This is a genomic window from Halarchaeum grantii (assembly GCF_014647455.2).
Taxonomy (GTDB): domain Archaea; phylum Halobacteriota; class Halobacteria; order Halobacteriales; family Halobacteriaceae; genus Halarchaeum; species Halarchaeum grantii.
Map to the genome: position 1 here is coordinate 271,243 of NZ_BMPF01000003.1, position 22,490 is coordinate 293,732.

At 72.0% G+C, this 22,490-nt stretch carries 18 protein-coding genes; 7 read left to right on the plus strand and 11 right to left on the minus strand.

Annotated elements, in window-relative coordinates:
- The first annotated feature begins 69 nt into the window (after positions 1-69).
- Both IEY12_RS11310 and IEY12_RS11315 read left to right on the plus strand, forming a co-directional pair.
- A complete protein-coding gene (locus tag IEY12_RS11310) occupies positions 70-1,917 on the plus strand; it encodes a sensor histidine kinase (protein WP_188883823.1) in 1,848 nt (615 codons plus the stop codon).
- A gap of 46 nt (positions 1,918-1,963) precedes the next feature.
- A complete protein-coding gene (locus tag IEY12_RS11315) occupies positions 1,964-3,979 on the plus strand; it encodes a hypothetical protein (protein WP_188883824.1) in 2,016 nt (671 codons plus the stop codon).
- Between the two features lie 29 nt (positions 3,980-4,008).
- Here the strand turns inward: IEY12_RS11315 and IEY12_RS11320 are convergent, their stop codons facing one another.
- The 3 genes from IEY12_RS11320 to IEY12_RS11330 all read right to left on the minus strand — a co-directional run bounded on the left by IEY12_RS11320 (position 4,009) and on the right by IEY12_RS11330 (position 7,109).
- Positions 4,009-4,767, minus strand: a complete 759-nt coding sequence (locus tag IEY12_RS11320) for a glycosyltransferase family 2 protein (protein WP_229871198.1) — start codon at positions 4,765-4,767, stop codon at positions 4,009-4,011.
- A 195-nt stretch (positions 4,768-4,962) separates the two neighbouring features.
- Positions 4,963-5,901 (minus strand): glycosyltransferase family 2 protein, encoded by a 939-nt coding sequence (locus IEY12_RS11325; protein ID WP_188883825.1) that lies wholly within the window; start codon positions 5,899-5,901, stop codon positions 4,963-4,965.
- Positions 5,898-7,109: a glycosyltransferase family 4 protein gene (locus IEY12_RS11330; protein WP_188883826.1), complete on the minus strand. Its 1,212-nt coding sequence runs from the start codon at positions 7,107-7,109 to the stop codon at positions 5,898-5,900. Before IEY12_RS11330 ends, IEY12_RS11325 begins: the two co-directional genes overlap by 4 nt.
- 99 nt (positions 7,110-7,208) lie before the next feature.
- Here IEY12_RS11330 and IEY12_RS11335 point away from each other — a divergent pair, with 99 nt between their 5' ends.
- Both IEY12_RS11335 and IEY12_RS11340 read left to right on the plus strand, forming a co-directional pair.
- Entirely contained in the window at positions 7,209-8,024 is an 816-nt protein-coding gene (locus IEY12_RS11335) for a polysaccharide deacetylase family protein (protein WP_188883827.1), read from the plus strand.
- Positions 8,025-8,039: 15 nt separating this feature from the next.
- Positions 8,040-9,263, plus strand: a complete 1,224-nt coding sequence (locus IEY12_RS11340) for a hypothetical protein (RefSeq protein WP_188883828.1) — start codon at positions 8,040-8,042, stop codon at positions 9,261-9,263.
- On the opposite strand, the gene IEY12_RS11345 is transcribed toward IEY12_RS11340, so the two are convergent.
- The 4 genes from IEY12_RS11345 to IEY12_RS11360 form a co-directional block, all read right to left on the minus strand.
- Positions 9,260-10,423, minus strand: a complete 1,164-nt coding sequence (locus tag IEY12_RS11345) for a glucosamine inositolphosphorylceramide transferase family protein (RefSeq protein WP_188883829.1) — start codon at positions 10,421-10,423, stop codon at positions 9,260-9,262. The genes IEY12_RS11340 and IEY12_RS11345 overlap by 4 nt on opposite strands.
- Positions 10,424-11,650, minus strand: a complete 1,227-nt coding sequence (gene glmU / locus IEY12_RS11350; RefSeq protein WP_188883830.1) for a bifunctional sugar-1-phosphate nucleotidylyltransferase/acetyltransferase — start codon at positions 11,648-11,650, stop codon at positions 10,424-10,426.
- Between the two features lie 94 nt (positions 11,651-11,744).
- The gene (locus IEY12_RS11355; RefSeq protein WP_188883831.1) at positions 11,745-13,055 is read right to left on the minus strand and encodes a hypothetical protein; all 1,311 of its coding nucleotides are present in this window, start codon (positions 13,053-13,055) and stop codon (positions 11,745-11,747) included.
- 2 nt (positions 13,056-13,057) lie between these two features.
- Entirely contained in the window at positions 13,058-14,104 is a 1,047-nt protein-coding gene (locus IEY12_RS11360; protein WP_188883832.1) for a LamG domain-containing protein, read from the minus strand.
- A gap of 284 nt (positions 14,105-14,388) precedes the next feature.
- Between IEY12_RS11360 and IEY12_RS11365 the strand changes: the two genes are divergently transcribed.
- Entirely contained in the window at positions 14,389-15,486 is a 1,098-nt protein-coding gene (locus tag IEY12_RS11365; RefSeq protein WP_188883833.1) for a CobW family GTP-binding protein, read from the plus strand.
- On the opposite strand, the gene IEY12_RS11370 is transcribed toward IEY12_RS11365, so the two are convergent.
- Positions 15,483-15,635, minus strand: a complete 153-nt coding sequence (locus IEY12_RS11370) for a hypothetical protein (RefSeq protein WP_188883834.1) — start codon at positions 15,633-15,635, stop codon at positions 15,483-15,485. The genes IEY12_RS11365 and IEY12_RS11370 overlap by 4 nt on opposite strands.
- 81 nt (positions 15,636-15,716) lie before the next feature.
- Between IEY12_RS11370 and IEY12_RS11375 the strand changes: the two genes are divergently transcribed.
- Entirely contained in the window at positions 15,717-15,974 is a 258-nt protein-coding gene (locus IEY12_RS11375) for a DUF7542 family protein (protein WP_188883835.1), read from the plus strand.
- A 57-nt stretch (positions 15,975-16,031) separates the two neighbouring features.
- On the opposite strand, the gene IEY12_RS11380 is transcribed toward IEY12_RS11375, so the two are convergent.
- Positions 16,032-17,210: a glutathione-independent formaldehyde dehydrogenase gene (locus IEY12_RS11380; protein WP_188884020.1), complete on the minus strand. Its 1,179-nt coding sequence runs from the start codon at positions 17,208-17,210 to the stop codon at positions 16,032-16,034.
- A 130-nt stretch (positions 17,211-17,340) separates the two neighbouring features.
- Here IEY12_RS11380 and IEY12_RS11385 point away from each other — a divergent pair, with 130 nt between their 5' ends.
- On the plus strand, positions 17,341-18,339 hold the full coding sequence (locus tag IEY12_RS11385) for a glycosyltransferase (RefSeq protein ID WP_188883836.1): 999 nt from the start codon (positions 17,341-17,343) through the stop codon (positions 18,337-18,339).
- Between the two features lie 168 nt (positions 18,340-18,507).
- Here IEY12_RS11385 and IEY12_RS11390 read toward each other — a convergent pair whose 3' ends face one another.
- Together IEY12_RS11390 and IEY12_RS11395 are read right to left on the minus strand one after the other, a co-directional pair.
- Positions 18,508-21,414 (minus strand): GAF domain-containing protein, encoded by a 2,907-nt coding sequence (locus IEY12_RS11390; RefSeq protein WP_188883837.1) that lies wholly within the window; start codon positions 21,412-21,414, stop codon positions 18,508-18,510.
- Positions 21,415-21,484: 70 nt separating this feature from the next.
- Positions 21,485-22,486, minus strand: a complete 1,002-nt coding sequence (locus tag IEY12_RS11395; protein ID WP_188883838.1) for a DUF5305 family protein — start codon at positions 22,484-22,486, stop codon at positions 21,485-21,487.
- Positions 22,487-22,490 lie beyond the last annotated feature (4 nt).

A 22,490-nucleotide genomic window follows, 5' to 3' on the forward strand; every position in this document is an offset into this window, starting at 1 on the left:
ACCGAGGGAGCGCGGGCACCTATGCGTTTGCCCATCAGGCTTTTCGCCGCCGCCACGAATGGTTCGGTAGTGACGTCCTCCCTGCGACGACGCATCGCAGTACTCGTCGTTGCGTGCCTCGGACTGGTGCTTCTCGGGCCGCCGGTCTTCGACATCCTCGACGACTGGCTCCGCCCGCCGTTCAAGCCGCTGTGGACGACGCTGATCGAGAACGGGGTCGGCGTCGTGCTCGCCGGCACGCTCCTCGCCGGGAGCCTCTGGCTCTACCGGCGCGACTGGGAGGACGAGTACGTCTCGAGCGCCGCCGTCTGGGTGCTCGTCGTCGTCGTCGGCCACGCCCTCGTCATGGGGTGGATACTCTACGTGCAGGTCGTCCTCCAGAACGACATCAAACCCTACGTCATCGCGATGGACAGCATCGTCCTGAGCGCCGACGTCGCGCTCGCCGTCGGCATCTACAACGCCCGGAGCAAGCGCACCCGCGACACGCTCGAACGCGAGCGCGATCGACTCGCCGCGCTCTACGAGAACTCGGACGACCCCATCGCGACCGTCCGCGTGAGCGACGGAGCCGTCGAGACGGCCAACGAGGCGTTCCGCGAGCGATTCGGCGACGACGCCGCGCCGATACTCGACGCCGCGCCGCGCCCGATCCCGGACGGCGGCGCCGCCGTCCACGCGGTGAGCGACGGGACGGTCGAGTACGAGTGGGGCGGCCGCGACGGCGACCACGACTACCTCGTCAGCGTCACGCCGATCCACGAGGCGGACGGCCGGTCGCGGCACGCGCACGTCCGCGTCGCCGACATCACCGAGCAGAAGGCGCTCGCGCGCGAGCAGGAGGCCCGCGAGCGCCTCGAACACCTCCACCGCGTCGCCTCCGACCTCGCGTCCGCCGACGACGAGCGCGACGCGTTCGACCGGACGCTGAACGCGCTGCGCGCGACGATCGACTTCGACGCGGCGTGCATCGTCGTCGACGGCGAGGTGGTGGCGAGTCGCGGGACGACGGCGGTCGTGGACAGCGACGGCATCGACCGCGTGCAACCGGGTGTGGTCCCGACCGACGGCGGCGCGCTCACGCGGACGACCGAGGACGGCCGGCGCACCCTCACCGTCCCCATCGGGGACGACGCCGTCCTGCAGGCCGCGCTCGACGAGGGCTCGTTCCGCGAGTCGCAGGTGACGGCCGCCGAACTCCTCGGGACGCATCTGCGCGAGACGCGGCGCCGACTCGCCCGCGAGGACCGCCTGCGCGACCAGCGCGAGCGCCTCGAACTCCTCAACCGGACGTTCCGCCACGACCTCCTCAACGACGTGAACGTCATCTCGGCGCGCGCGACGCTCCTCGAGGAGTTCGTCGACACGGGCGGCGAGCGCTACCTCGAGACGATCGGCGAGCGCGCCGACGACATGGACGAGCGCATTCAGACGATGCGCTCGCTGATGCAGGCCGTCGAGGGCGACGACCACGACCTCGTTCCCGTCCCGCTCGCGGAGACCGTGAAGGGCGAGGTCGATCAGGCGCGCGACGCGTACCCGAGCGCGGCCTTCGAAGTGGAGACGCCGCTCCCGTCGCTGACCGTGCGCGCGGACGAACTGCTCGGCGACGTCTTCGAGAACCTGTTCGCGAACGCCGTCGAGCACAACGACGCGGACGCCCCGCACGTCCGGGTGTCGGCGGAACGCGACGGCGACGACGTCGTCGTCACCGTCGCCGACAACGGCCCCGGCGTCCCCCCGGAGCGCCGGGACGAGATCTTCGAGCTCGGCGAGAAGGGCGAGGAGAGCGGCGGGACGGGGGTCGGCCTCAACATCTGCGAGCGCGTCGTCGCGTCCTACGGCGGCGCACTCGACGTCGGCGACGCCGACCTCGGCGGCGCGGCGTTCACCGTCCGCCTCCCCGCCGCGACGTAGCGCGGTCACCGGCAGGGTTTTGCCGCCACCGTGGGACGTCTCGGGCATGCTCTCGCGGCGCCGCGCCCTCCTCGTCCTCGCGTCCCTCGGCGTCGTCGCCGTCGCCGGCCTCCTCGGCGCGCTCGCCGCTCTCGAGGTGTTCGCGCTTCCGACGGCGATCCGCTCGGGGTACGCGCTCGGCGGCGCGCTCCTCGCGTGCGTGGCGTATGCCGCGACGCGGCGCCGCCACGCCGGCCGCAACGCGCTCCTCCCCGCCTCGGTCGCCTCGAAACTCGTCGTCGCGCTCGGCGCGGCCTGCGCGTTCGCCGTCGTCGAACTCGACGCACGCGTCCTCCCGGTCGCCGCCTTTCTCCTCGTCGCGTACGCCCTCGTCGCCGACCAGCTCGCCGGCGACCCCGAACCGGCGTCGGTGCTCCTCGCGCTCGCGACGTGCTTCTTCGTCCCGGCCTACGCGAAATACCGCACCACGGGGTTCTACTTCGGCGGCACCGATACGTTCGCGCACGTCGACGCGCTCCGCCGCCTCCTCGCGACCGGCGCGAGCGCATCGATCCCCTACGGCTACGACCTCTTCCCCGTCTTCCACGTCTATACGGGGACGGTCGCGCTCTTCTCCGGCCTCGGTTTCTACGACGCCATCGTCCTCACGGGAATCGTCGCCTACACCGCGCTCGTGCCCGTCGTCTACCTCGTCGGTGTCCGCCTCCTCGGCGACTCGCGAACCGCGCTCTGCGTCGCCGCCGCGTTCACCGTCCTCGACCTCCCCGCCTACTACGCGGTCTACTTCTTCCCGCAGTCGTTCACGCTCGGCCTCCTCCTCGTCGGCTTCTACGCCGTCCTCGCGCTCCGGGCGAGCCGACACACGAGTCGCGTCCGCGAGCACGCCGCCTACGCGGTCGCCCTCGTCGCGACGCTCGTCCTCACCCACCACCTCACGTACGTCCTCCTCGGCGGCGTCCTGCTCGGCCTCGCCGTCGTCGCCGCCCTCCGCGCGCGCCTCCCCCGACTCGTCGGCTGGGACGCCCTCGCGAGCGAGCGCGGCGCGTGGCGCCGCCTCCGGTTCCGCTTCCCGGTCTACCTCGGCGTCCTCGCCGTCCTCGCCTACCTCGTCTACTCGCCGAGCCTCATCCTCTACGCCATCGTCGGCCTCACCGCCCAGATATTCACGGACACCGTCACTGCCGCCGTCTCCGTCGTCTTCACCTACGGCGTGACGCTCCCCGCCGACTCCGTGGCGCGCGCGGTCGGCTGGCTCGCGACGCCCGTCGGGGTCTACTACACGCTCGGCTGTGGCGTCCTCCTCCTCGGCGCCTACGAGTTCCTCGACCGCGCGGAGTCCTACGCGCGCGCCGCGACCGTCCTCGTCGGTGCCACCGGGTTCGCCGTGCTCCTCCTCCCGCTCCCGGTCAGCCTCCCGCAGGGCGAGCGCCTCCAGTTCGTCGTCGTCCTCCTCGCCGTCCTCCCGTTCGGCCTCGGCATCGCGCGCCTCCTCCGCGCGCCGCGCCGCCACGCGCCCGTCGTCCTCGCCGTCGCCGTCGTGGTCGTCGCCGCCTTCGGCGCGAGCGGTGCGTTCACGCGCGCGACCGCCGACGACCTCGGCCACGACGCCGGCGTCTACGTCGAACAGCGAAGCGTCCAAGTGGCGATGAGCGACGCCGAGTACGCCGCCGTCGGCGACGCCGCGCGCTTCCTCGCGCGCCATACGCCGCCGAACGCCACCGCGAGTTCGGACGTCGTCACGCGGCGCGCGTTCGCGTCCGTCCCCGGCTCCGGCGGCGGCGTCGAGGGGGTGAACGCGAGCGCGCGCGGCGTCACCGCGCCCGCCGGCTACGTCGTCACGCGCGAGGTGTGGACGGACTCCTTCGTCCCGACGGCGGAGAGCGACGTCGCCGTCTCCGCGAAACTCCAGTGGTACACCGTCTCCGACGCGCGCTATCGCGTGAGCGTCGCGACGCACGACCGGGTGTTCAGCGCCGCCGGCACGAGCGTCCTCCGAGGGCGAGGCGGCTATCGGCTGTTCGGGAACGGCACCGTCCCGGTGACGGGCGGGCCGGGCGGCTAGCTAGGGGATACGTGACGGCGGCGCGCCGCTCAGAGCGGGAGGTACGTCCGCAGGAACCCGAGGAGGGCGTAGGGATGGGGCGTGATGCGGAGCGCGCGCAGGAAGTACTCGCGGGCGCGCGCCGCCTCGCCGGCGGCCGCGTGCGCCCGCCCGACGTCCGCGTACACCTGCGTGTAGTAGGTGGGGAGGTAGGGCTGGGCGTCGGGGACGCGCTCGCTCACCCGGTAGCCGAAGCGCTTGGACTGCGTGAGGTACGCCTCGGCGTCGATGCCGCGACCCGTGACGCTCCCCGCGTGGTCGCGGTGCGTCGTGAGGTCCGGTCGGAGGCAGACGCCGGCCTCCGTCGCGGCCTCGAGGACGTAGAGGAGGTCCTCGCCGCGCGAGAGGTCGCGGTCGAACGTCGCCGTGACGCGCGCGGTGTCGACGAGCACGGAGGACATCAGGGTCGTGAGGTCGCCGACGAAGACGTCGTGGACGAAGTCGTCCATCGTCCGCGGGTCGCCCTCGACGCAGAGGCCGACGCCCGCGTCCGCCATCGCGTCGAGTTGGCGCTCGAGTTTCTCCGCGTGCCACGTGTCGTCCGCGTCGAGGAAGGCGACGTGGCGGTGCGCGGCGCGCTCGATGCCCTCGTTGCGCGCGGCCGCCGGCCCCTCATCGCCCTCGACGACGACGAGTTCCGTCTCGACGGACTGGGAGTCGACGGAGGCCGTCGCCTCCTCGAGCATCCACGCCGGCGTGTACTCCTCGCTGTACGGGACGACGACGGAGACGGGCGGGTAGTCGGACACGAGCGTTCGCGTGAGGGGAGGGCAGGACGCCACTTAGTCGCTCGCACCCGCCGTCGCGCTCGCCGCGTGGACGCTCTGGCGCGACACGACGCTCACTCTCGTCGTCTTCGCCCTCGCGGCGCTCGCCCTCCTCAAACCGTTCTATCCGAACTTCCGCCGCCGCCGCTCGCCGGAGGTCGGCGGCGAGGAGGGAGGTTAAGCTCGGAGCGCCGCGCGAATCCCGCCGAGCGTCCACCACGCGAGGCGCGCGAGGTTCCCCGGGTCGGCGAGCGCGCGCGCGTCGAGATAGCGCGCGGCCTCGCGGAAGCGGCCCTCGTGGAGGTAGTGGCCGACGAGACCCATCCGGTGGACGCGCTCGACGTCGACGCCGCGCTCGCGGAGGGCGGCGACGAGGCCGGCGTTGCGGTCGAGGTAGCGCCGGTCGTTGCGCGCGTAGGCGTCGGCGGGCGCGTCCCCGGAGTAGTGGACGAGCGCGAGCCGCTCGGGGACGTGCGCGAGGTTGCCGCGCGCGAGCACCCGGAGGACGAGGTCCCAGTCCTCGTAGATGCTGAGGCCCTCGTCGAAGCGCACGTCGGCGAGGGCGTCGCGCTCGACGAGCAGGGTCGAGCCCGGCCCCATGAACACCCGCATCGAGAGCAGGGCCTCCGCGAGTTCGCGCCCGCCCTCCCGGACCGCGTCCGCGCGGAAGACGCGCTCGGAGACGGCGTCGGCGATCCGCGCGCCCGCCGGGAGGTCGGCGCTCGCGTAGTCGCAGTACGCGCCCACCCAGCCCTCGCCCCGCTCCGCGAGGACGGCGAGTTGGCGCTCGAGCTTCCGGGGGAGCCACTCGTCGTCCGAGTCGAGGAAGGCGACGTAGTCGCCGCGGGCGGCCTCGATGCCGGTGTTGCGCGCGGCGCTCACGCCGCGGTTCGTCTCGTGGGCGACGTAGCGGACGCGCGGGTCGTCGTAGGCGCGAACGACGGCGGCCGTGTCGTCGGGCGAGCCGTCATCGACGACGACGACTTCGAGGTCCGCCATCGTCTGCGCGAGGGCGCTGTCGACCGCGCGCGGGAGGACGGCCGCGCGCCGGTAGGCGGGAATCACGACGCTCACGCGCGGGGCGTCCCCGTCGCGTGTATCGTCGATCTCGCTCATTCGGCCATCACGTCCCGGTGGATCTCGCGGACGCGCTCGGCGTGGCGCGCCCACGTCCAGTCGTTTGCGAGGAGGCGGCGATGGCCGCGCTCGCCCATCGCGCGCAGGCCGTCGGGAGAGTCGAGGAGGGCGTCGATGGCGTCCGCGAGCGCGTCCGCGTCGCGCGGCGGGACGAGGATGCCGGTCTCGCCGTCGGCGACCATCTCCGGGACGCCGCCGACGGCCGTCCCGAGGATGGGCGTCTCCGCCGCCATCGCCTCGTACATCACCGTCGGGCGCGCCTCGGTGTGACTCGGGTGGACGAGGAGGTCGGCGGCGACGTGCCAGCGCCGCACCGCGACGGGGTCCATCCGCCAGAAGGCGTGCGTGCCGTGGTGCATCTCGCCGAGTTCGTTCACGAACCACCACCGGAGGTCGCCGTCGTGCCCGATGGCCGCGAGATAGACGTCCTCGCGTTCGAGTTGGTTCAGCGCCGCGACGAGCTCGCGCACGCCCTTCGCGGCCTCGAAGCGCCCGACGTAGAGGAGGACCTTCGTGTCGGGGTCGAGGCCGAGTTCGCGCCGGATGGCCTCCCGTCGGTCGGTCGGGAACTTCGACGGGTCCTCGCCGATGGGCACCGTCTCCACCTTCGAGGCGGGCGCGAAGCGCCGCGCGACCGCCGCGAGTTCGTCGGAGACGGTGAGCACCCGGCTCGCGTAGTCGATGGTCTCGCGAATCCGCGCCTGCACGTCGTCGGTGAAGGAGTCGTAGTTCCGCAGATCACCCGCGTGCGTCATCGCGACGAGCGGGACGTCGTTGTCGCGGCAGTAGTCGAGCGCGCCGTAGCCGTCGAGGTAGACGCCGCAGGTGTGGACGACGTCGTGTGGCGTCTCGAACGTCTCCGGGACGAAACTCGAGAGGCGTCTGCGCATCGAGTTCCCGGAGACGTGGTAGAAGCGCGACTTCGGGAGCGCGTAGAGGAAGCGCGGGTAGTGGACGCGATAGCGGCCCCAGCGCTCGGTTCGCGGGACGTGTCTGTACTCCGAGTAGGGGCCGACCGGGGGCGCGATGGGGGAGGGAGAGACGACGTCGAGGCCGACGCCCGCCTCGCAGAGCGCGTCCAGCGAGCGGTGGTTGAACGGCGTGCGGACTTGGAAGACGTGGCTCGGGTGCTCGACGGCGACCGCGAGCGCGCGGTAATCGGCGGCGTCCGCGTCGGCCTCGGACATATCCACGCAATCGCTGACACGGCGGATAACGCTTCCGGGGACCCCGCCGAGCGCGCGAACGGGGGTAGACGTTTACTCGCGCGGAGACGAGTGTGGCGCATGGACATTCCGGAGGCCGTCTCGGCGGGAAAGGAGGCCGTCTGGCGGACGCTCGCGGAGGCGGACGCCCGCCTCGGCGTCGCGGCGCCGACCTCGCAGAACGTGGTGTTGATGTACCACTCCGTCGGCGGGAGCGCCGGGAACACCGACGGTCGCGTCGTCACCGTCGAGGCGTTCCGCGAGCTGCTCGCGTGGCTCGACGGCCGCTACGAGTTCGTCGACCTCCCGGCCGTGCTCGACGCCGGCGACGGCCCGCGCGTCGCCGTCACGTTCGACGACGCCTACCGGAGCGTCCACCGTCACGCGCTCCCCGTCCTCCGCGAGTTCGACGCGCCCGCCACCGTCTACGTCATCGCCGACCGCGTCGGCGGGGCGACGGAGCGCGGCGTCCCCTACCTCACCGAGGCGCAGATACGGGAGCTCGTCGCCGACGACCTCGTCACGGTCGGCAATCACACGCGCACCCACGCGCGGTTGAGCGCGCTCGACGAGGCCGCCCTCCGCGAGGAAGTCGTCGGCGCCAAGGACGCGCTCGAAGCGCGCTTCGACTGCGACGTCGAGCGCTTTTGCTACCCCTACGGCGACTACACGCCCCGCGTGGTTGACGTCGTCCGCGAGAGCCACGACTACGCGACGGCCGACGACGGGCACGTCGCGCCCGCGACCGACCCGCACCGAATCCCGCGCGTCGATGCCTCCCAGCGGCCGACGGTGGTGCGTTGGGAGCTCACGGGCGCCGCCGAGAGCCTCCGGCGGCGCGTCGGGGGCGCCCCGCAGGGCGAAGGTTATGCCGATACGGGGACACGGATAGCGTAGTGTGTACTCGATGCCATGACCCGAGACCGCTGCGGCCCGCCGCGACGCGCCGTCCTCGGCGCGTCGCTCGCCGCCGCCCTCGGCGCCACTGCCGGGTGCGCGTCCCTCTTCGACGGCGACGACGACGGGGACGACGGGGGTGGCGTCGTGCCTGACGGCGCGCCGCTCACCGAGGGGGTCTTCGCCGCGCTCCGCGACGGCTACGTCGTCGGGATGGCGGACGCGCTCGACGGCGCCGTCTTCGACCCCGAATCCACCGAGACGCCCGTCCAGGACGCGCTCGACGCCGTCGACGCCCGCGGCGGCGGCCGCGTCTACCTCCCGCCGACGCGCGTCACCGAGACCGGCCCCATCCGCCCGCACGCGAACACGGGCGTCGTCGGGTTCGGCATGAACGTCTCCGTCGTCGAAATCACCGGGGCGGGAACGGACGGCGTGCGCTTCGACCGCCCGACGTCCGTCCAGCGCGTCGTCCTTGACGGCTTCGAGCTCAGGGGGCCCGGAGGCAAGCGGGATACCGGCGTCGCCTGCCACTACGTCGACGCGACCGGCGACCCCGCCGACGACCCCGCCGACGTCCACGTCGGCCGCCTCTACTGCCGGCGGTGGGCGAACAGCGTCCTCCGCGTCGAGACGGGCGTCGGCCCCTTCCAGTGTCGCTACGACTTCCTCCGCGCGGACGACTGCGACGCCGGCGCCGAGCGCGCCCTCCTCGACTGGCGCTCCTCGTACGGGCCCGCGAACCGCTTCGGCACCGTCGTCGCCTACCCGGCGGCGGGCGCGAGCGGGCGCGCGTCGACGATACTCGCACAGGACGGCGGCGAGCTCGCGTTCGGCGACGTCACCGTCGGCGGGACCGCCGGCGCGCTCGTCGCCCAGCGCGACGGCCGCCTCCACGTCGAGCGCGCGCACTGGGAGCCCGAGCGCCAGCCCACGACGCCGGACGCGCTCGTCTCGCTCGCCGGGGAGGGGGCCACCCGCGTCGGTGACGTCGTCGTCGACGCCGGCCGCGTCCCCCACGTCTACGAACTCGGCGGCGGCTTCGCGAACAAGCTCCTGCTCGCGCCGGGCGCCGCGCGCGGGCGCGTCACCGACGCCGTCGTCCACGTCACGGGCGGCGCGGCGGCGGGAAGCCGCTCGTGGTACTTCGGCCCGCTCGCGGACGTCAGCGTCGACGGCGGCGTCCCGAACCGCGGCCGCCTGCGCGTCCTCGGCGACGCGGGCGACGGCGTCGCCTAAGCCCGGAACATCCCGATGGCCCAGTGGTGGTCGCCGGTGGCCTGCCAGCCCAGTCCCGGGTTCCCGTCCACCGCGCACCACCACCCCTCGCCGTCGTACCACGGGTCGAACTGGTGTGCGAACCCGGAGCGCCAGCCGAGCGTCTCGCCGCTCGCGGACACCACCGGCGTCTCGCTCGCCGGCCGGTCGCGGTAGGTGTCGGGCGTCAGCGCCGTGATTTCGTAGGCGCACACCGCGCCGCCGTAGTGGTCGGTGCCGTCCTGATAGAACGCGAGCACGCGGTCGTCGCGAACGACCGGTCGCCCGCCCGGCCGGCCGCCCGCAGGCCGCCCGGAGACGACGGGGTTCGCGTCGTGTGCCATCCACGCGCCGTCGAGCGTCGCCGCGTGGTAGGCGTGGACGTCGCGGCCGTCCCCGAGCAGCGCCCACCAGCGCCCCTCCCAGCGGAAGAGCGTGGCGTCGTGGAGGCCGGCGGGGGGCGCGATGAGCTCGGCGACGCGCTCCCAGCCGTAGGGGAACTCGCGGGCGCGGTAGAGCGTCACGGGCGCGGGGTTCGCGGGGTCCTTCGACCACGCGTCCGGAACCATATACTGCTCGCCGCGCCACCGGAAGACGTACGGGTAGGAGAGGTGGTCGTCCGTCGCGAGCACCACCCGGTCGTAGGACCAGTCCGCGCCGTCCTCGCTCGTCGCGTGCGCGATGACGGCCGTCGGCTCCCGGTCGTGGGCGTACACCTCGAAGAAGCAGTGCCACTCGCCGTCGCCGCAGAAGAGGAAGGGGTCGGCGACGCAGTGCGCGCCCGTCACGTCCGTCACGTCCTCGACGGTCAACACCGGTTGGACGACGCCGGGCGCGGGCGCGGGCGAGAGCGGGTCCGACTCGGGCGCCGCCGTCGGGTACGTCGGGACGTCCGGGCCGCCGTGGAGGCCGTCGAGGCTGCCGGCGTCGACGCGTCCGGGCCGGCGCTCCGTCCGCGTGTGGTGGAGGAGTTCGCCGACGCGCCACGCGAGATTTCCCAGCGTCGGCGACGCGCCGAGACGCGAGCGGAGCGCGCGCACGGCGTCGCTCGCGCCCACTCCGCGATCCGCCGACGTGGCGTCGAGACGGCCGCGGGGATGGGTGGTTGGCGTCCCGTCGCCGCGCCGGCCGTCGCCCGTCATCTACTCGCCCCCGCGCTCGCGGCGGCCGCGCTCGCTGTCGGGGTCGAACATGACCGTCTCGCCCGGGCGCGTCGCGCCGTCCGTCGGGAGCTTCACGCCCGCGTTCAGGCTCGTGTTGATCCCCGTCTTCGCGCCGTCGCCCAGCACCACGCCGAGCTTTCGGCGGCCCGTCGAGACCGCCTCGCCCTTCACGAGCATCTTCACCGGCCCGTCGTCGTGGCGGAGGTTCGCGACCTTCGTCCCCGCGCCGAGGTTCGTGTGACGACCCAAGACGCTGTCCCCGACGTAGTTCAGGTGGGGAGCGTGCGCGTCCGCCATCAGGACGCTGTTCTTCACCTCGACGCCGTGGCCGATCTTCCCGCCGGGCCCGAGGTAGGTCGCACCCCGAACGTAGGCGTTCGGCCCGACCGTCGCGTCCGCGTCGAAGTACGCGGGCCCCTCGACGACGACGCCCGAGCGGACCGTCGCGCCCGCCTCGACGACCACCGGCCCCGAGAGGTCGGCGTCGTCGTGGACGTCGCCGTCGATTCGCCCCTCGAGTTCGCCGAGCTTCCACTCGTTCGCCTCCAAGAGCTCCCACGGCCGCCCGACGTCCAGCCAGCGCTCGAACGCCACCGGCGCGACCGAGTACGCCTCGCAGGCCCGCGCGAGCACGTCCGTGAACTCAAGCTCGCCGCGCTCGGACTCCCCGACGTCGAGCCACGCCTTCGCCTCGGCGGGCAGGGCGTACGCGCCCGTGTTCACGAGGTCGCTCGGTGGCTCCGCGGGCTTCTCGACGACGCCCGTCACCCGCTCGCCGGCGTCGTCCGTGATGAGGACACCGTACTGCGTCGGGTCAGGGACTCTGAACGCGCCGACGGCGGGCGCGCGATCGTAGAGCACCGAGAGCGAGTCCTCATCGTAGAGCGCGTCGCCGTTCAGCACGACGAACGGCGCGTCCTCGAGTTTCGGCGACGCCGCGCGCACCGCGTCCGCCGTCCCGCGCTGCTCGGTCTGCGTCGCGTACTCGAGGTCGAGGCCCGCGTGCGTCTCGCCGAACTGCTCGCGAACCGAGTCGTCGTCCGACTGGACGACGAGGACGACGCGCGACGCGCCCGCCGCCGCGGCCGCCTCGACGGTGTGCGCGACGAGCGGCCGTCCCGCCACCGGGAGCATCGGCTTCAGCTGGCGGTCCGTCAGCGGCCGCATCCGCGTCCCGCGACCCGCGGCGAGAACGACTGTCTGCATGAGTCGACCATCGACGACGGGATATAAAGAACCACGTCTATCGCGCCCCCGTCGAGTCGTCAGCCCGTGACGCGGCGGCGCGCCGCGACGTGCCTCACCCGAGCGGCGTCCCGGCCTCGCCGAGCGCGCGCAACCCGCCGGTGGTCGCCGAGGAGTGCGTGACGTCGACGTCGCTCGCGGCGCCCTCGTAGAACGACGGCTTCGCGGGATCGTTGGGGGCGCTGAGGTTCACGACGTTCGACGCGAAGCTCCCGCCGAGGCCGTAGTACGGGCCGAGCCGCTTGCGCGCGGGGTCGTTTCCGTTGTAGGCGTCGTGGCCGAGTTCGTAGACGTAGTCGGTGGTGCCCGTGATCTGCTTCACGTCGCCGATGGTGGCGGTGCCGTTGCCGAGGAGGCGCACGAGCGCGCTCGGCGTCGTGGGGTTCGACGTCGGCTCCCAGTGGATGCTCTCGAAGCGCACCTGCGCGTCCCACGTCTGGTGGAGGACGGTGCCCGCGCTCCCGCCCATCGTGAGGTAGTCGACGGTCTGCGTGCCGCCGCGCGTGAAGAACACCGTCGTGTTCCGCCCGCTCGACTCCGCGATTGGGTAGGCGGCGATGGTGCCGAACCAGTTCGCCGGGCCGTACCACGAGCGGAACTCGAAGAGCCCGTCCTCGTCGCCGGCGTCGCAGTCGTAGACCGTGAGTTCCTCGTGGCGGCACTGGAAGGGGCCGACGCCCTCCTCAACACGGTAGACGGAGTTCGTCCACCCCCAGAGGACGAGGCGGCCGATGTGGAGGTTCTGCGTGTCGCCGCTCACGTGGTGGATGGCGACGCCGGAGTTCGTCCCGGGCCCGGGGCCGTTCAGCGCGAACCCGTCGAGGTGCGCGTGGTCGACGCCGCCCGCCTCGTCGAAGACGACGCCGCCGACGCCGGCGAGGGTGATGTTCACCTTCGAGATGTCGGGCCCGAAACCCCGGATCTCGGTGTTGCTCGGGACGGTGATGCTCCCAGCTTCGCTGATGGAGTTCGGCGGGAGGCGGACGGTGCCGCCGCCGTTCGCGTCGAGGAGGTCGACGGCGTCCTGAACGGGCGTGTCGGTGTCGGCGGGGTCGACGGTCTGTGGCGCGGCGAGCTGGCGCGCAAGGACGACGAGGTCCCCCTTCACGAGCGCGTCGGTCACGCCACCGTCGAGGTCGCTCGTCAGCGACCCGAGCGCGTTCCACCTCGCGCCGTCCCCGACGTAGACGCGGCCCGTGTCGGTCGCGAGGAACTTCGAGTTCTCCTTTGGCGCGTAGTTCGTCCGGTTCGCGTCCGCGTCCCGGACCTCGACGTCGGCGTCGAGCGCCTCGAAGTTCGCGTTCAGCGGGACGTGCCAGTCGGTCGTGCCCTCGGCGGGCGTGTTGTAGCTGTGGTTCTCGGTCATGGTCAGATGGTACCGCCGTAGCCGTAGGCGCCATAGCCCTGCTCGCCGTAGTCGTCCTCCGGCGAACTCGTCGTGGTGGTCGGTTCGGGCGTCGTGGTCGTCGTAGTCGGTTCGGACGTCGTTGTGGTGGTCGGTTCGGACGTCGTGGTCGTCGTCGGCGTCGCGGGGCTCGTCGTCGAGGTGCCGTCGTAGAGCGCCTTCACGGACGCGGCGGGGAGCGCGACGTCGTAGACCCGGACGTCGTCGATGGCCCCGCCCATGTCGTAGACGTCGTTCCACTCGTTGTGGCCGCGCCCGAGGTAGAGCGGGCTGTTGTCGGGACGCACCGCGCCGGACTGACTCTCGTCGCGCCCCACTTCCGCGCCGTCGTAGTAGCAGACGAGGGCGTCGCCGTCCCACGTCGCGAAGAGGTGGTGCCACTCGCCGTCGTGGGGGTCGAAGTCGGCCCACGGGTTGACGAACGCGCGGCCGGAGTCGACGCCGACGCGCGCGCGGACGCTCCGCGCGGTCTGCACGTCGAGGACGTAGCCCGACCCCCACATGTGGTCGGTGGCCTTCTGAACGACCGTCTGCTCGACGGCCGAGGAGCGCGTGCGGAACCACCCACCGAAGGAGAGTTCGGCGGTCGGGACGAGCGCGGGGTCCGACGGGACTCGCGCGTAGTGGCCGTCGCGGCGCCGGCAGTCCATGCTCCCCGCGCCCCGAACGCCGGGCCGGCCGAGGATCGGATCACCGACGAGCGTCCCGTCGCACCCGCCGGCGACGTCGCGAACGGTGCGGCCGCCCTCCTCGTCGAGCGTCCAGCGCGCGACGGGCGCGGGAAGCGACACCGCGACCGACGCGTTACCGGTGACGTGCGCCAGTTCGACGGGGGTACCGCCGTAGCCGTACGCGACACCGCCGGCGTCGCCGCCCTCGGTACCGTCGAGGACCGACGCACAGCCGGCGAGCGACGCGAGCGTGGACGCGCCGGCGAGTTTCACGAGGTCGCGACGCGAGAGCGGGAGGCCGCCACCGTCGCCGTCGTCGGCTGGTCTTCGTTCACCCATCAGTCGTACTATAGACATCCGTCGAGATACGTCTATCTCTACGACGGGCAGTCGACCGCTCGGCCACACGCATCCGACGCAGTCGTCAGGTCCCCCTCGAAGCGCTATATTCCGAGATATATCGCAGTCAGACGATATTAGAGGAGGTCGTGTTCCACATCGGGTCTCGGACCGCCGCCGACAGCGACGAATCCGCGCCACCATATTGTTCGACTATCGTCGAACCATCCGGTGGGTGTCGGCGGGCGAACCTTTTAGCGCGGGCGTGCGAAGCACGGGACGTGATGACGGAGTCCATCCCGGTGACGGTCGTGAGCGGCACCCTCGGCGCGGGGAAGACGACGCTGGTCAATCACGTCCTCGCGAACCAGCGGGGCTACGAGGTAGCGGTCATCGTCAACGACATGGGCGACGTCAACGTCGACGCCGAACTCGTCGCCGACCGGAACGAGGAGACGGGCGTCGTCGACCTCTCGAACGGCTGTATCTGCTGTCGCCTCCAGGACGACCTGCTCACGGAGGCGAAACGGCTCGCCGACGAACGCGACTTCGACTACCTGCTCGTCGAATCGTCGGGTATCAGCGAACCCGTCCCCGTCGCGCGCGTCTTCCTCGACGGCTCCGAGGACAGCGACGTCGACCCCGCGGAGTTCTTCCGCCTCGATACGATGGCGACGGTCCTCGACAGCTACGGGTTCTGGAAGGAGTTCGATGCCGGCGCGAGCCTCCCCGGGGACGCCGAGGCCGCGAGCGCGGACGAACGGCCGCTCAGCGAGGTGCTTGTCGAGTCCGTCGAGTTCTGCGACGTCCTCCTCCTCAACAAGTGCGACATGGTGCCCGACGACGTCCTCGACGACGTCGAGGCGGTCGTGCGCGAACTCCAGCCGCGCGCCGATATCGTGCGCACGACGCACGCCGAAATCGACCCCGGACGCATCCTCGACACGGGGCGCTTCGACTTCGCGGAGGTGTCGCGCTCGCAGGGGTGGAAACGCCACGCCGCCGACGCGGGCGACGGCGGACACGGGCACGCGCACGGCGAGAACGCGGCCGAGCGCCACGGCGTCACCTCGTTCGTCTACCGGAGCGAGCGCCCGTTCCACCCGGCGCGCCTCGCCGCGTGGCTCGACGACCCCGACCCCGGTATCGTCCGCGCGAAGGGGTTCTGCCGCGTCGCCGGCTCCGAGGAGGTCCTCGGCGTCAGCCAAGCGGGGGCGGCCGTCCAAGCCGGCCCCATCGGCGCGTGGGAGGACGGCGACGACCGGGAGACGCGCCTCGTCTTCATCGGGCAGGAACTCGACGAAGCGCGTCTGCGCGAGGAGCTCGACGCGCTCCTGTGTGGGGACGACGAGGACGCCGAGACGTACCCGTTCCCGCTCTAGACGCCGAGTTCCTCGCGCAGGTCGTCCCAGGACTCCTGGAAGCCGTGCGTCGACGTCGACTCGCCGCCCATCGCATCCTGATAGAGGTCGTCGTACTCGAGGAGTTGTCCCCAGCCCCCGTCGTAGACGGCGCTACAGTAGATGCACATAGTGCGGGATACGCGACGTGACGCCTTATCTGTTCGCCCGCGACCGGAGCGCTCTTCCCCGGGCGACGCCGAGAGCCGGGCATGACGGCGAACGCGGCGAGCGACGAGAACGTCGTGGTCGAGTGCCGCGACTGCGCGTTCCGCGAGGCGGTCCGGAACCTGGGGCGTGCGCGCGTCGCGCTCGACGACCACGAGACGGCGACCGGCCACGAGGTGGACTGGGAGATCCGGCGCGTCGCGGCCGGCGTCGAGCGAGCGGGCGCGGACGCCGGCGTCTGCGGCCTCCCGAATCGGTCGACCCCGGAGACGCCGCTGCTCGACTACGAGGACGACGCGTAGCGCGCGGACGGGACGGCGGAGCGGACGCGACGCGGCAAAAAACGGGACGGTCGGTGGCTAGGGTTCGAGGATGACCTTCGTGACGCCTTCCTCGCGGTCGTCGAACTTCTGGTACATCTCGGGGGCGTCCGCGAGGGATTCGCGGTGCGAGACGACGAAGCTCGGTTCGGCGCGGCCGGCGACGATGAGGTCGCGCAGGTAGCGGTTGTAGGACTTCACGTCACACTGGCCGGTGGCGAGCGCTTGGCCCTTCTCGAAGAGCTTCCCGAAGTCGATGCCGAGGCGGCCGGCGGCCTCCATCTCGCTGATGGTCTCGGGCGCGCCGGGGTCCTCGGGGACGTAGAGGCCGATGATGCCGAGCTTCCCCTTCGGCTCGACGACGCGGATGAGCTGGTTGATGAGGACGCCGGGGTTCTCCTTCGTCGGGTCGTAGGGCTCGTCGTCGTCGCGGTCCTCGTCCGGTTCGACGGACTGGTAGCCGACGGCGTCGACGCCCTTGTTGACCTCGCCGCCGTTGGCGTCGATGATCTGCTCGACGGGGTTGCCCTCCTCGAAGTTGATGGGGGTGGCGTCGCAGTGCTCCTCGGCGAGGTCGAGGCGACTCGGGACGCGGTCGACGACGTAAATCTCCGAGGCGCCCTTGATCTTCGCGCTGTAGGCGGCCATCAGGCCGACGGGGCCGGCGCCGAAGATGGCGACGGACTCGCCGGGCTGGAGGTCGGCGAGTTCGGTGCCGTGCCACCCGGTCGGGAAGATGTCCGCGAGCATCGCGAAATCGTCCTCGTGGCCCTCGTCCGGCAGTTTGAGGGCGTTGAAGTCCGCGTAGGGCACGCGCATCTTCTCGGCCTGTCCGCCCTGATAGGGGCCCATGCCGACGTAGCCGTAGGCGCCGCCGGCGGGGACGCCCCCGTCCGGGTTGACGTTCAGGCAGAAGCCGGTCTTCCCCTGCTCGCAGTTCTTACAGTGTCCGCACGCGACGTTGAACGGGATGGAGACGCGGTCGCCGACGTCGAGCGAGTCGACGCCCTCGCCGACCTCCTCGACGACCCCCATCGCCTCGTGGCCGAAGACGATGCCCTCGTCGGCGGCGGTTCGGCCCTCGTACATGTGCAGGTCGGACCCGCAGATGCACGTCGACGTGACGTCGATGACGACGTCCGTCGGGTTCTGTAGCTCCGGTTCCGGCACGTCCTCGACGGCGACTTCGTGTGCGCCCTTGTATACGACTCCTTTGATTGACATTGGTTAACTCCCATTAGTTGGTTCACTATCAATTATAATAAGCGCTAGGGCGGCGTGCACTTCTCGGGGGACCGATGCGCGCCCCCTCACAGTTATTCGCCCGAGCGGCGTACGTGCGGGTGAGATGGCTCCCGACAGCGAGCGAGACGGCGTGGACGTCACCGTCGTCGTCGTCACGTACAACTCGGCGGGGACGGTCGCGGAGACGCTGGCGTCGCTCGCCGAGCAGACCTATCCGGCGGCGCGCTACGAGGTCGTGGTGGTCGACGGGGGGTCGACGGACGCCACTCGCGACGTCGTCGCGGAGTTCGACGCGACGCTCGTCGAGGCCGACGGCGCCGGTATCGGCGCGTGCCGGAATCGCGGCGTCGACCTCGCGGACGGCGACTACGTCGCGTTCACGGACTCGGACTGCCGGGTGCCCCCGACGTGGCTCGCGTCGCTCGTCGCGCGCATGGAGGAGTACGCCGACGAGGACTCGGTCGTCGGCGTCGGCGGCCCGAACGTCGCCTTCGAGGACGACCCGACGTTCGCGAGGGTCGTCGGGAGCCTGCAGCGCACGGTCTTCGGCTCCGGCGGGAGCCCGCAGTCCAAGTCCATCGACGACGAGCGCCTCGTGGAGTCCGTCGCCGCCTGCAACGTCCTCTACCGGCGGGAGGTGTTCGAGGCGTACCGCTACGACGACGACGTGAACGTCGGCGAGGACGCCGACCTTCACTATCGCCTCGCGCGCGACGGCCATCGCTTCTGTTACGCGCCGGATATCGTGGTCCGCCACCACCTCACGCCGACGGTCGGCGCGTTCGCTCGGAAGAGCCGCTCCTACGGGAGGGCGATGGCGCACCTCCAGCGCCGCCACGGCGCGCTCGTCCGGTGGTACGCGCCGCTCCCGACGCTCGCGCTCCTCGCCGGGGGCGCGGCCGCCGCACGCGACGCCCTGAAGGGTCCGAAGTACGTCCCGCTCCTCTGTCTCGCCTACTGCCCGGTCGCCGCGTCCGCGACGCGCGCCGTCTATCGGGAGCAACGGACGCCGCTCGCGCTCCTCGTGCCGCTCCTCCTCCTGCTCCAGTACGCCGCGTACGGCGTCGGCTTCGCGGAAGGACTCGTCGACACGACCACGTAATCACACCATGCAGTATTTCTGTTCAGTACTACTGGACAGTAATACTGTGTGTAGTCACCGGGCGTCTCGCCGTCCGCGACGGCGACTGAGACGGAACCGGGTCGGTGTCGCATCGAAGCGCCGTCGCGCTCCCGGTCCGCCTCGGACCCGGCACTGGCGGCCGGCGGTTCAGGAGGGGGTGCCGAGGACGTCGTCCAAGACGGCGGCGAGCGCCTTCCGTAGGTGCTGGTGGAAGGTCGGCCCGGAGACGCCGAGGTCGGACGCGACCTCCTCGCCGGTCCGCTGGCGCGGCCACTCGAAGTAGCCGTTAGCGTGGGCGGCGCGGAGCGTCTGGAGCTGGCGGTCGGTCAACATCTCACCGAGGTCGTGGCGGACGGAAGACGCGGCGGTGTCGGGCGTCGCGGTTCGCCGCGAGAGGTCGGCCGAGGGGAGGTATGTGCGGACGCCGTCCGCGAACGCGCGGACGTCCGTGGACGGCCGCACGACGGCCGTCACGCTCCCACCGTCGGGCGTCGCGTGAATGTGCCGGATGGTCGCGGCGCGGTCGGCGAACGCCTCGACGACCGGCGTGTTCGAGACGACGAACGCGAGCAGCGTCGTGTCGGACGCCGAGCGAACGACGTCGGCGTCCGTGACGGTGACGCTCTGCTCGGCGGCGGCGAGGACGTCGTCGGCGCCGCCATCGACGGTCGCGTACACCAGCCACGCGTCGTCGTGAGGGGCGACCGCGTCGACGTCGAGCGTCCGGTCGGCGCGGCGCGCGAGCGCGAACAGCGGGTCGTCGACGTCGTCGAGGTCGAACTCGAGTTCGAGCGAGCCACCGGAGAGGAGCGTCTCGCTCCGCTCGACGGTGTCGAGGGCGTTCGCGATGTGCGCGGCGAGTTCGACGAGGACGTCGCGTTCCTCGCCGACGAACGCGTCGGGGACGCCCGCGTAGAGTTCGAGGACGCCGTAGTCGGTGTCGTTGTAGCGAAGCGGGAGCGTTATCGCGCTCCTGAACCCGCGTGCCATCGCCTCGCGCCGGAGGTCCGCGACGGTGGGGTCACGGAGGACGTCCTCGACGACGACGGGCTCGCCAGATTCGACGGCGCGGCGAGCGCGGCTGTGCTCGGCGTCGCGTTCGATGACGTAGTCGAGGAAGGACTCGCCCTCGCCCGCCCACGCGGCGACGTCGATGTCGGGGTCGAGCGTCCCGATCCACGCGAGCGCGTAGCGGTCGTCGGTAGCGAGGTTCTCGCAGACGGCGCGGAGGACGCTTCCGCGCGAGTCCGCCTGCACGAGCGCGCCCATGATGTCGCGAATGACGCGGTTCAGTCGGTTGAGGCGCTGGAGGTCGCGGTTCCGTTCGCGGAGCTGGACTTCCGTCTCGCGCAGGTCGGCTTCGCGGGCGGCGCGTTCGAGCGCGCTCGTCGCGTTCGTCACGAGGAGGTCGGCGACGGCGGCGTCGCGTTCGCCGAACGAGGACCGGTCGGGTGCACCGGCGACGAAGACCCCGTGGTCGCCGAGCGGGTACGCCATCGCGCTTCGGGCGTCCGGCCACGGCGCGTGCTCGGCGTCGAGGTCGTGTTCGACGACGGTGCGCTGGTCGACGAAGGCGTCCCAGACGAGGCGGCCGCCGCCCGACGCGTCGACCGGCGGGAGGTCGCCGTCGCCGGCGACGGGGCGGAGGCGGCCGTCGGCGTCGTCCCAGCGATAGACGGCGATACGGGGCGCATCGAGGACGTCGTGGGCCGCCTCGACGGTGATGTCGGCGACTTCGTCGGGGTCCGAGGCGCGCGAGAAGTCGTCCGAGCGCGCGTGGAGGATGGCGAGCGCGCGTTCGCGGTCGCGGAGCGCGGCGGTGCGCTCGATGCGGTCGAGGGCGGCCGTGGCGTTCGTCGCGAGGATGTCGGCGAGCGTCCACACGCGAGCGGGCGCGCTGTGTTCCTCGAGCCCGAAGACGAGGACGCCGTGCGACCCGAGCGGGACGTAGAGGGCGGCGTCGGCGAGTCCGCGCTCGCGGCCGTCGTCGATGTCGGCGACGGCGTACTGTTCGGGCGTCCCGGAGTGGTAGACGCGGACGGCGGGGGTGTCCTCCGTGAGGTCGTAGTGGAACGGCCCGCTGTCGGCGATATCGGCCGTCGCGGCGGCGGGAACGAGGCGCTCGGTCGCCTCCTCGACGAGGTAGACGACGCTGTGCGAGACGGGGACGACGTACTCGACGGTGTCGGCGACGGCGTCCACGACGGCGGTCCGGTCGTCGGCTTCGAGGAGTCGCGTGGCGGTATGCTGGAGGCCCTCGAACGCCCGCTCGTAGCGCTCGCGTTCCGTGAGGTCACGGCCGATGCCGGCGATGCCGACGACGTCGCCGTCGTCGCCGTAGAGCGGGGCGGCACTGAACTCGAAAGGGGTCGTCCCGCCGTCGTCGCGTTCGAGCGGGAGTCTGACCGTCACGGACTCGCCGTCGAGGACGGCGGCGATCGTGGCTTCGAGGGCGTCGTGATGCGTCGGTGGGACGACGTCGGCGGCGGTGAGTTCGGAGAGGTCGGCGTCGTCGTAGCCGGTGACGTCGCGGAGTTCGTCGCTCCAGTAGAGCGGCGTGCCGTCGGGCGAGGAGACGTAGATGACGTCGTCGAGCGCGCCGAGAACGGTGTCGACGAACGAGAGGTACTCGTCGAGCACGGCGTCGCGGTGGTAGCGGCGGATGGCGTCGCTCGCGGTGTCGAGGAGGTGCTCGGCGAGCGCGCGTATGCTGTCAGAGCCGTCCTTCCGGAGGTAGCTCGTGACGGACGCGTCGATGGCGTCGCTCGCGACGCGCTCGCTCCCCTCGGCCGTGAGGAGGACGAACGGGAAGCGCTCGTCGCGCGCTCGGACGGCGGCGAGGAGTTCGAGGCCGGTCCGCTCGGGCATCGAGTAGTCGCTCACGATGCAGTCGGCCGTTTCGTCCTCGACGGCGGCGAGGGCGTCCGTGGGGTCGGTGGTCGTCGAGACGTCGACGCCGTCGTCGGCCGCGCGCTCGAGATGCGTCTGCAGGAGGTCGAGGAACGCCGGGTCGTCGTCGACGAGGAGGAGGCGGTACGGGTCGGAGACGAGCATTCGGGTTCCCACCTAGAGCGAGCGAACGGGTATGCGTTTCGCGGTTTTCGAGCCGTGAGCGGGGGGTGTCTCAGTCCTCGGTCGAGTTCGCGCGCGGCGTGTACCGGTAGCGCGCGGCCGGCGTGAGGACGACGTAGTGGCCCGATTCGGCGTCGTGGACGACGCGCCCGTCCACGTCGATGGCGACGTCGACGAGGTCCTCGAGCGTCGCGACGTCGACGACCGCGTCCGCCGTGTCGGGCGGCACGCGTCCGGCCGAGATCCACGCGTCGTAGCGGTGTCGGTGCAGGTCCTCGGCGACGGCCGCGAGCGACGGGCGGTAGGCGCGATGCCACGCGAGGACGCCGGCGGCGGTGAGCGCGAGCACCGCGCCGAGGCCGCCGAGCGCGGGGGGCGGAACGAGCCGTGCGGACGGCACGGGTACGGTCCGCGTTCGCGGCGTGTCGTGGTCGCGCGCATTCGACGGCGTCGCGGCGTCGTACCAGTCGCCGTGGAACGTGAGCGGCGCGCGCTCGGTGACCGTCCCGGTGTAGCCGGCGAGCGTGTAGGTCGCGTTCGCCCGGACGGCGACGCTCACCGTGCCGGCGCCGCCGACGTCCGCGCGGTGGGTGGCGAGGCGCTCGCGCACGCGCTCGGTGTCGATCGCGACCGGGGTGGCGAGCGCGCGCGTGTCGGACGCGGTCCGGGTGGTGAGCGGGACGCGGCGCGTCCAGAACGTCTCGCCGTCGCGCGTCGCGGAGTAGACGAGCGTCACGGTCTGTGTGACCGAGTCGAAAGAGGCGTTCGAACTGGCTAGTGTCGCTGTCATGCGGAGCGTCGGCGCCTCGCGCGGGATGACGGCGGGGTCGCGGAGGACGGTCCCGGAGTCGTAGAGCGACGTGTTCTCGGTGACGGTGGCGTTCGCGTCGAACGCGAGCGTGGCGCGCTGGGCGTTCTCGCGGTCGGTGACGTCGGTCGTGGGCGGGTGCGTCGCCGTCCAGCCGGCGGCGCCGAACGCCACGAGCGCGAGGACGCCGAGGACGAGCGCGACCTGCGGGCCGCGTTTCGCGAGGAGGTAGGTGAGTCGGAGCATACGT

Bases quoted from the DNA above. Each gene is read 5' to 3' on its own strand.
- IEY12_RS11315 (WP_188883824.1), top strand. From the start codon at position 1,964: ATGCTCTCGCGGCGCCGCGCCCTCCTCGTCCTCGCGTCCCTCGGCGTC.
- IEY12_RS11325 (WP_188883825.1), bottom strand. From the start codon at position 5,901: ATGAGCGAGATCGACGATACACGCGACGGGGACGCCCCGCGCGTGAGC.
- IEY12_RS11330 (WP_188883826.1), bottom strand. From the start codon at position 7,109: ATGTCCGAGGCCGACGCGGACGCCGCCGATTACCGCGCGCTCGCGGTC.
- IEY12_RS11335 (WP_188883827.1), top strand. From the start codon at position 7,209: ATGGACATTCCGGAGGCCGTCTCGGCGGGAAAGGAGGCCGTCTGGCGG.
- IEY12_RS11340 (WP_188883828.1), top strand. From the start codon at position 8,040: ATGACCCGAGACCGCTGCGGCCCGCCGCGACGCGCCGTCCTCGGCGCG.
- IEY12_RS11345 (WP_188883829.1), bottom strand. From the start codon at position 10,423: ATGACGGGCGACGGCCGGCGCGGCGACGGGACGCCAACCACCCATCCC.
- glmU (WP_188883830.1), bottom strand. From the start codon at position 11,650: ATGCAGACAGTCGTTCTCGCCGCGGGTCGCGGGACGCGGATGCGGCCG.
- IEY12_RS11355 (WP_188883831.1), bottom strand. From the start codon at position 13,055: ATGACCGAGAACCACAGCTACAACACGCCCGCCGAGGGCACGACCGAC.
- IEY12_RS11360 (WP_188883832.1), bottom strand. From the start codon at position 14,104: ATGGGTGAACGAAGACCAGCCGACGACGGCGACGGTGGCGGCCTCCCG.
- IEY12_RS11365 (WP_188883833.1), top strand. From the start codon at position 14,389: ATGACGGAGTCCATCCCGGTGACGGTCGTGAGCGGCACCCTCGGCGCG.
- IEY12_RS11370 (WP_188883834.1), bottom strand. From the start codon at position 15,635: ATGTGCATCTACTGTAGCGCCGTCTACGACGGGGGCTGGGGACAACTC.
- IEY12_RS11375 (WP_188883835.1), top strand. From the start codon at position 15,717: ATGACGGCGAACGCGGCGAGCGACGAGAACGTCGTGGTCGAGTGCCGC.
- IEY12_RS11385 (WP_188883836.1), top strand. From the start codon at position 17,341: ATGGCTCCCGACAGCGAGCGAGACGGCGTGGACGTCACCGTCGTCGTC.
- IEY12_RS11390 (WP_188883837.1), bottom strand. From the start codon at position 21,414: ATGCTCGTCTCCGACCCGTACCGCCTCCTCCTCGTCGACGACGACCCG.
- IEY12_RS11395 (WP_188883838.1), bottom strand. From the start codon at position 22,486: ATGCTCCGACTCACCTACCTCCTCGCGAAACGCGGCCCGCAGGTCGCG.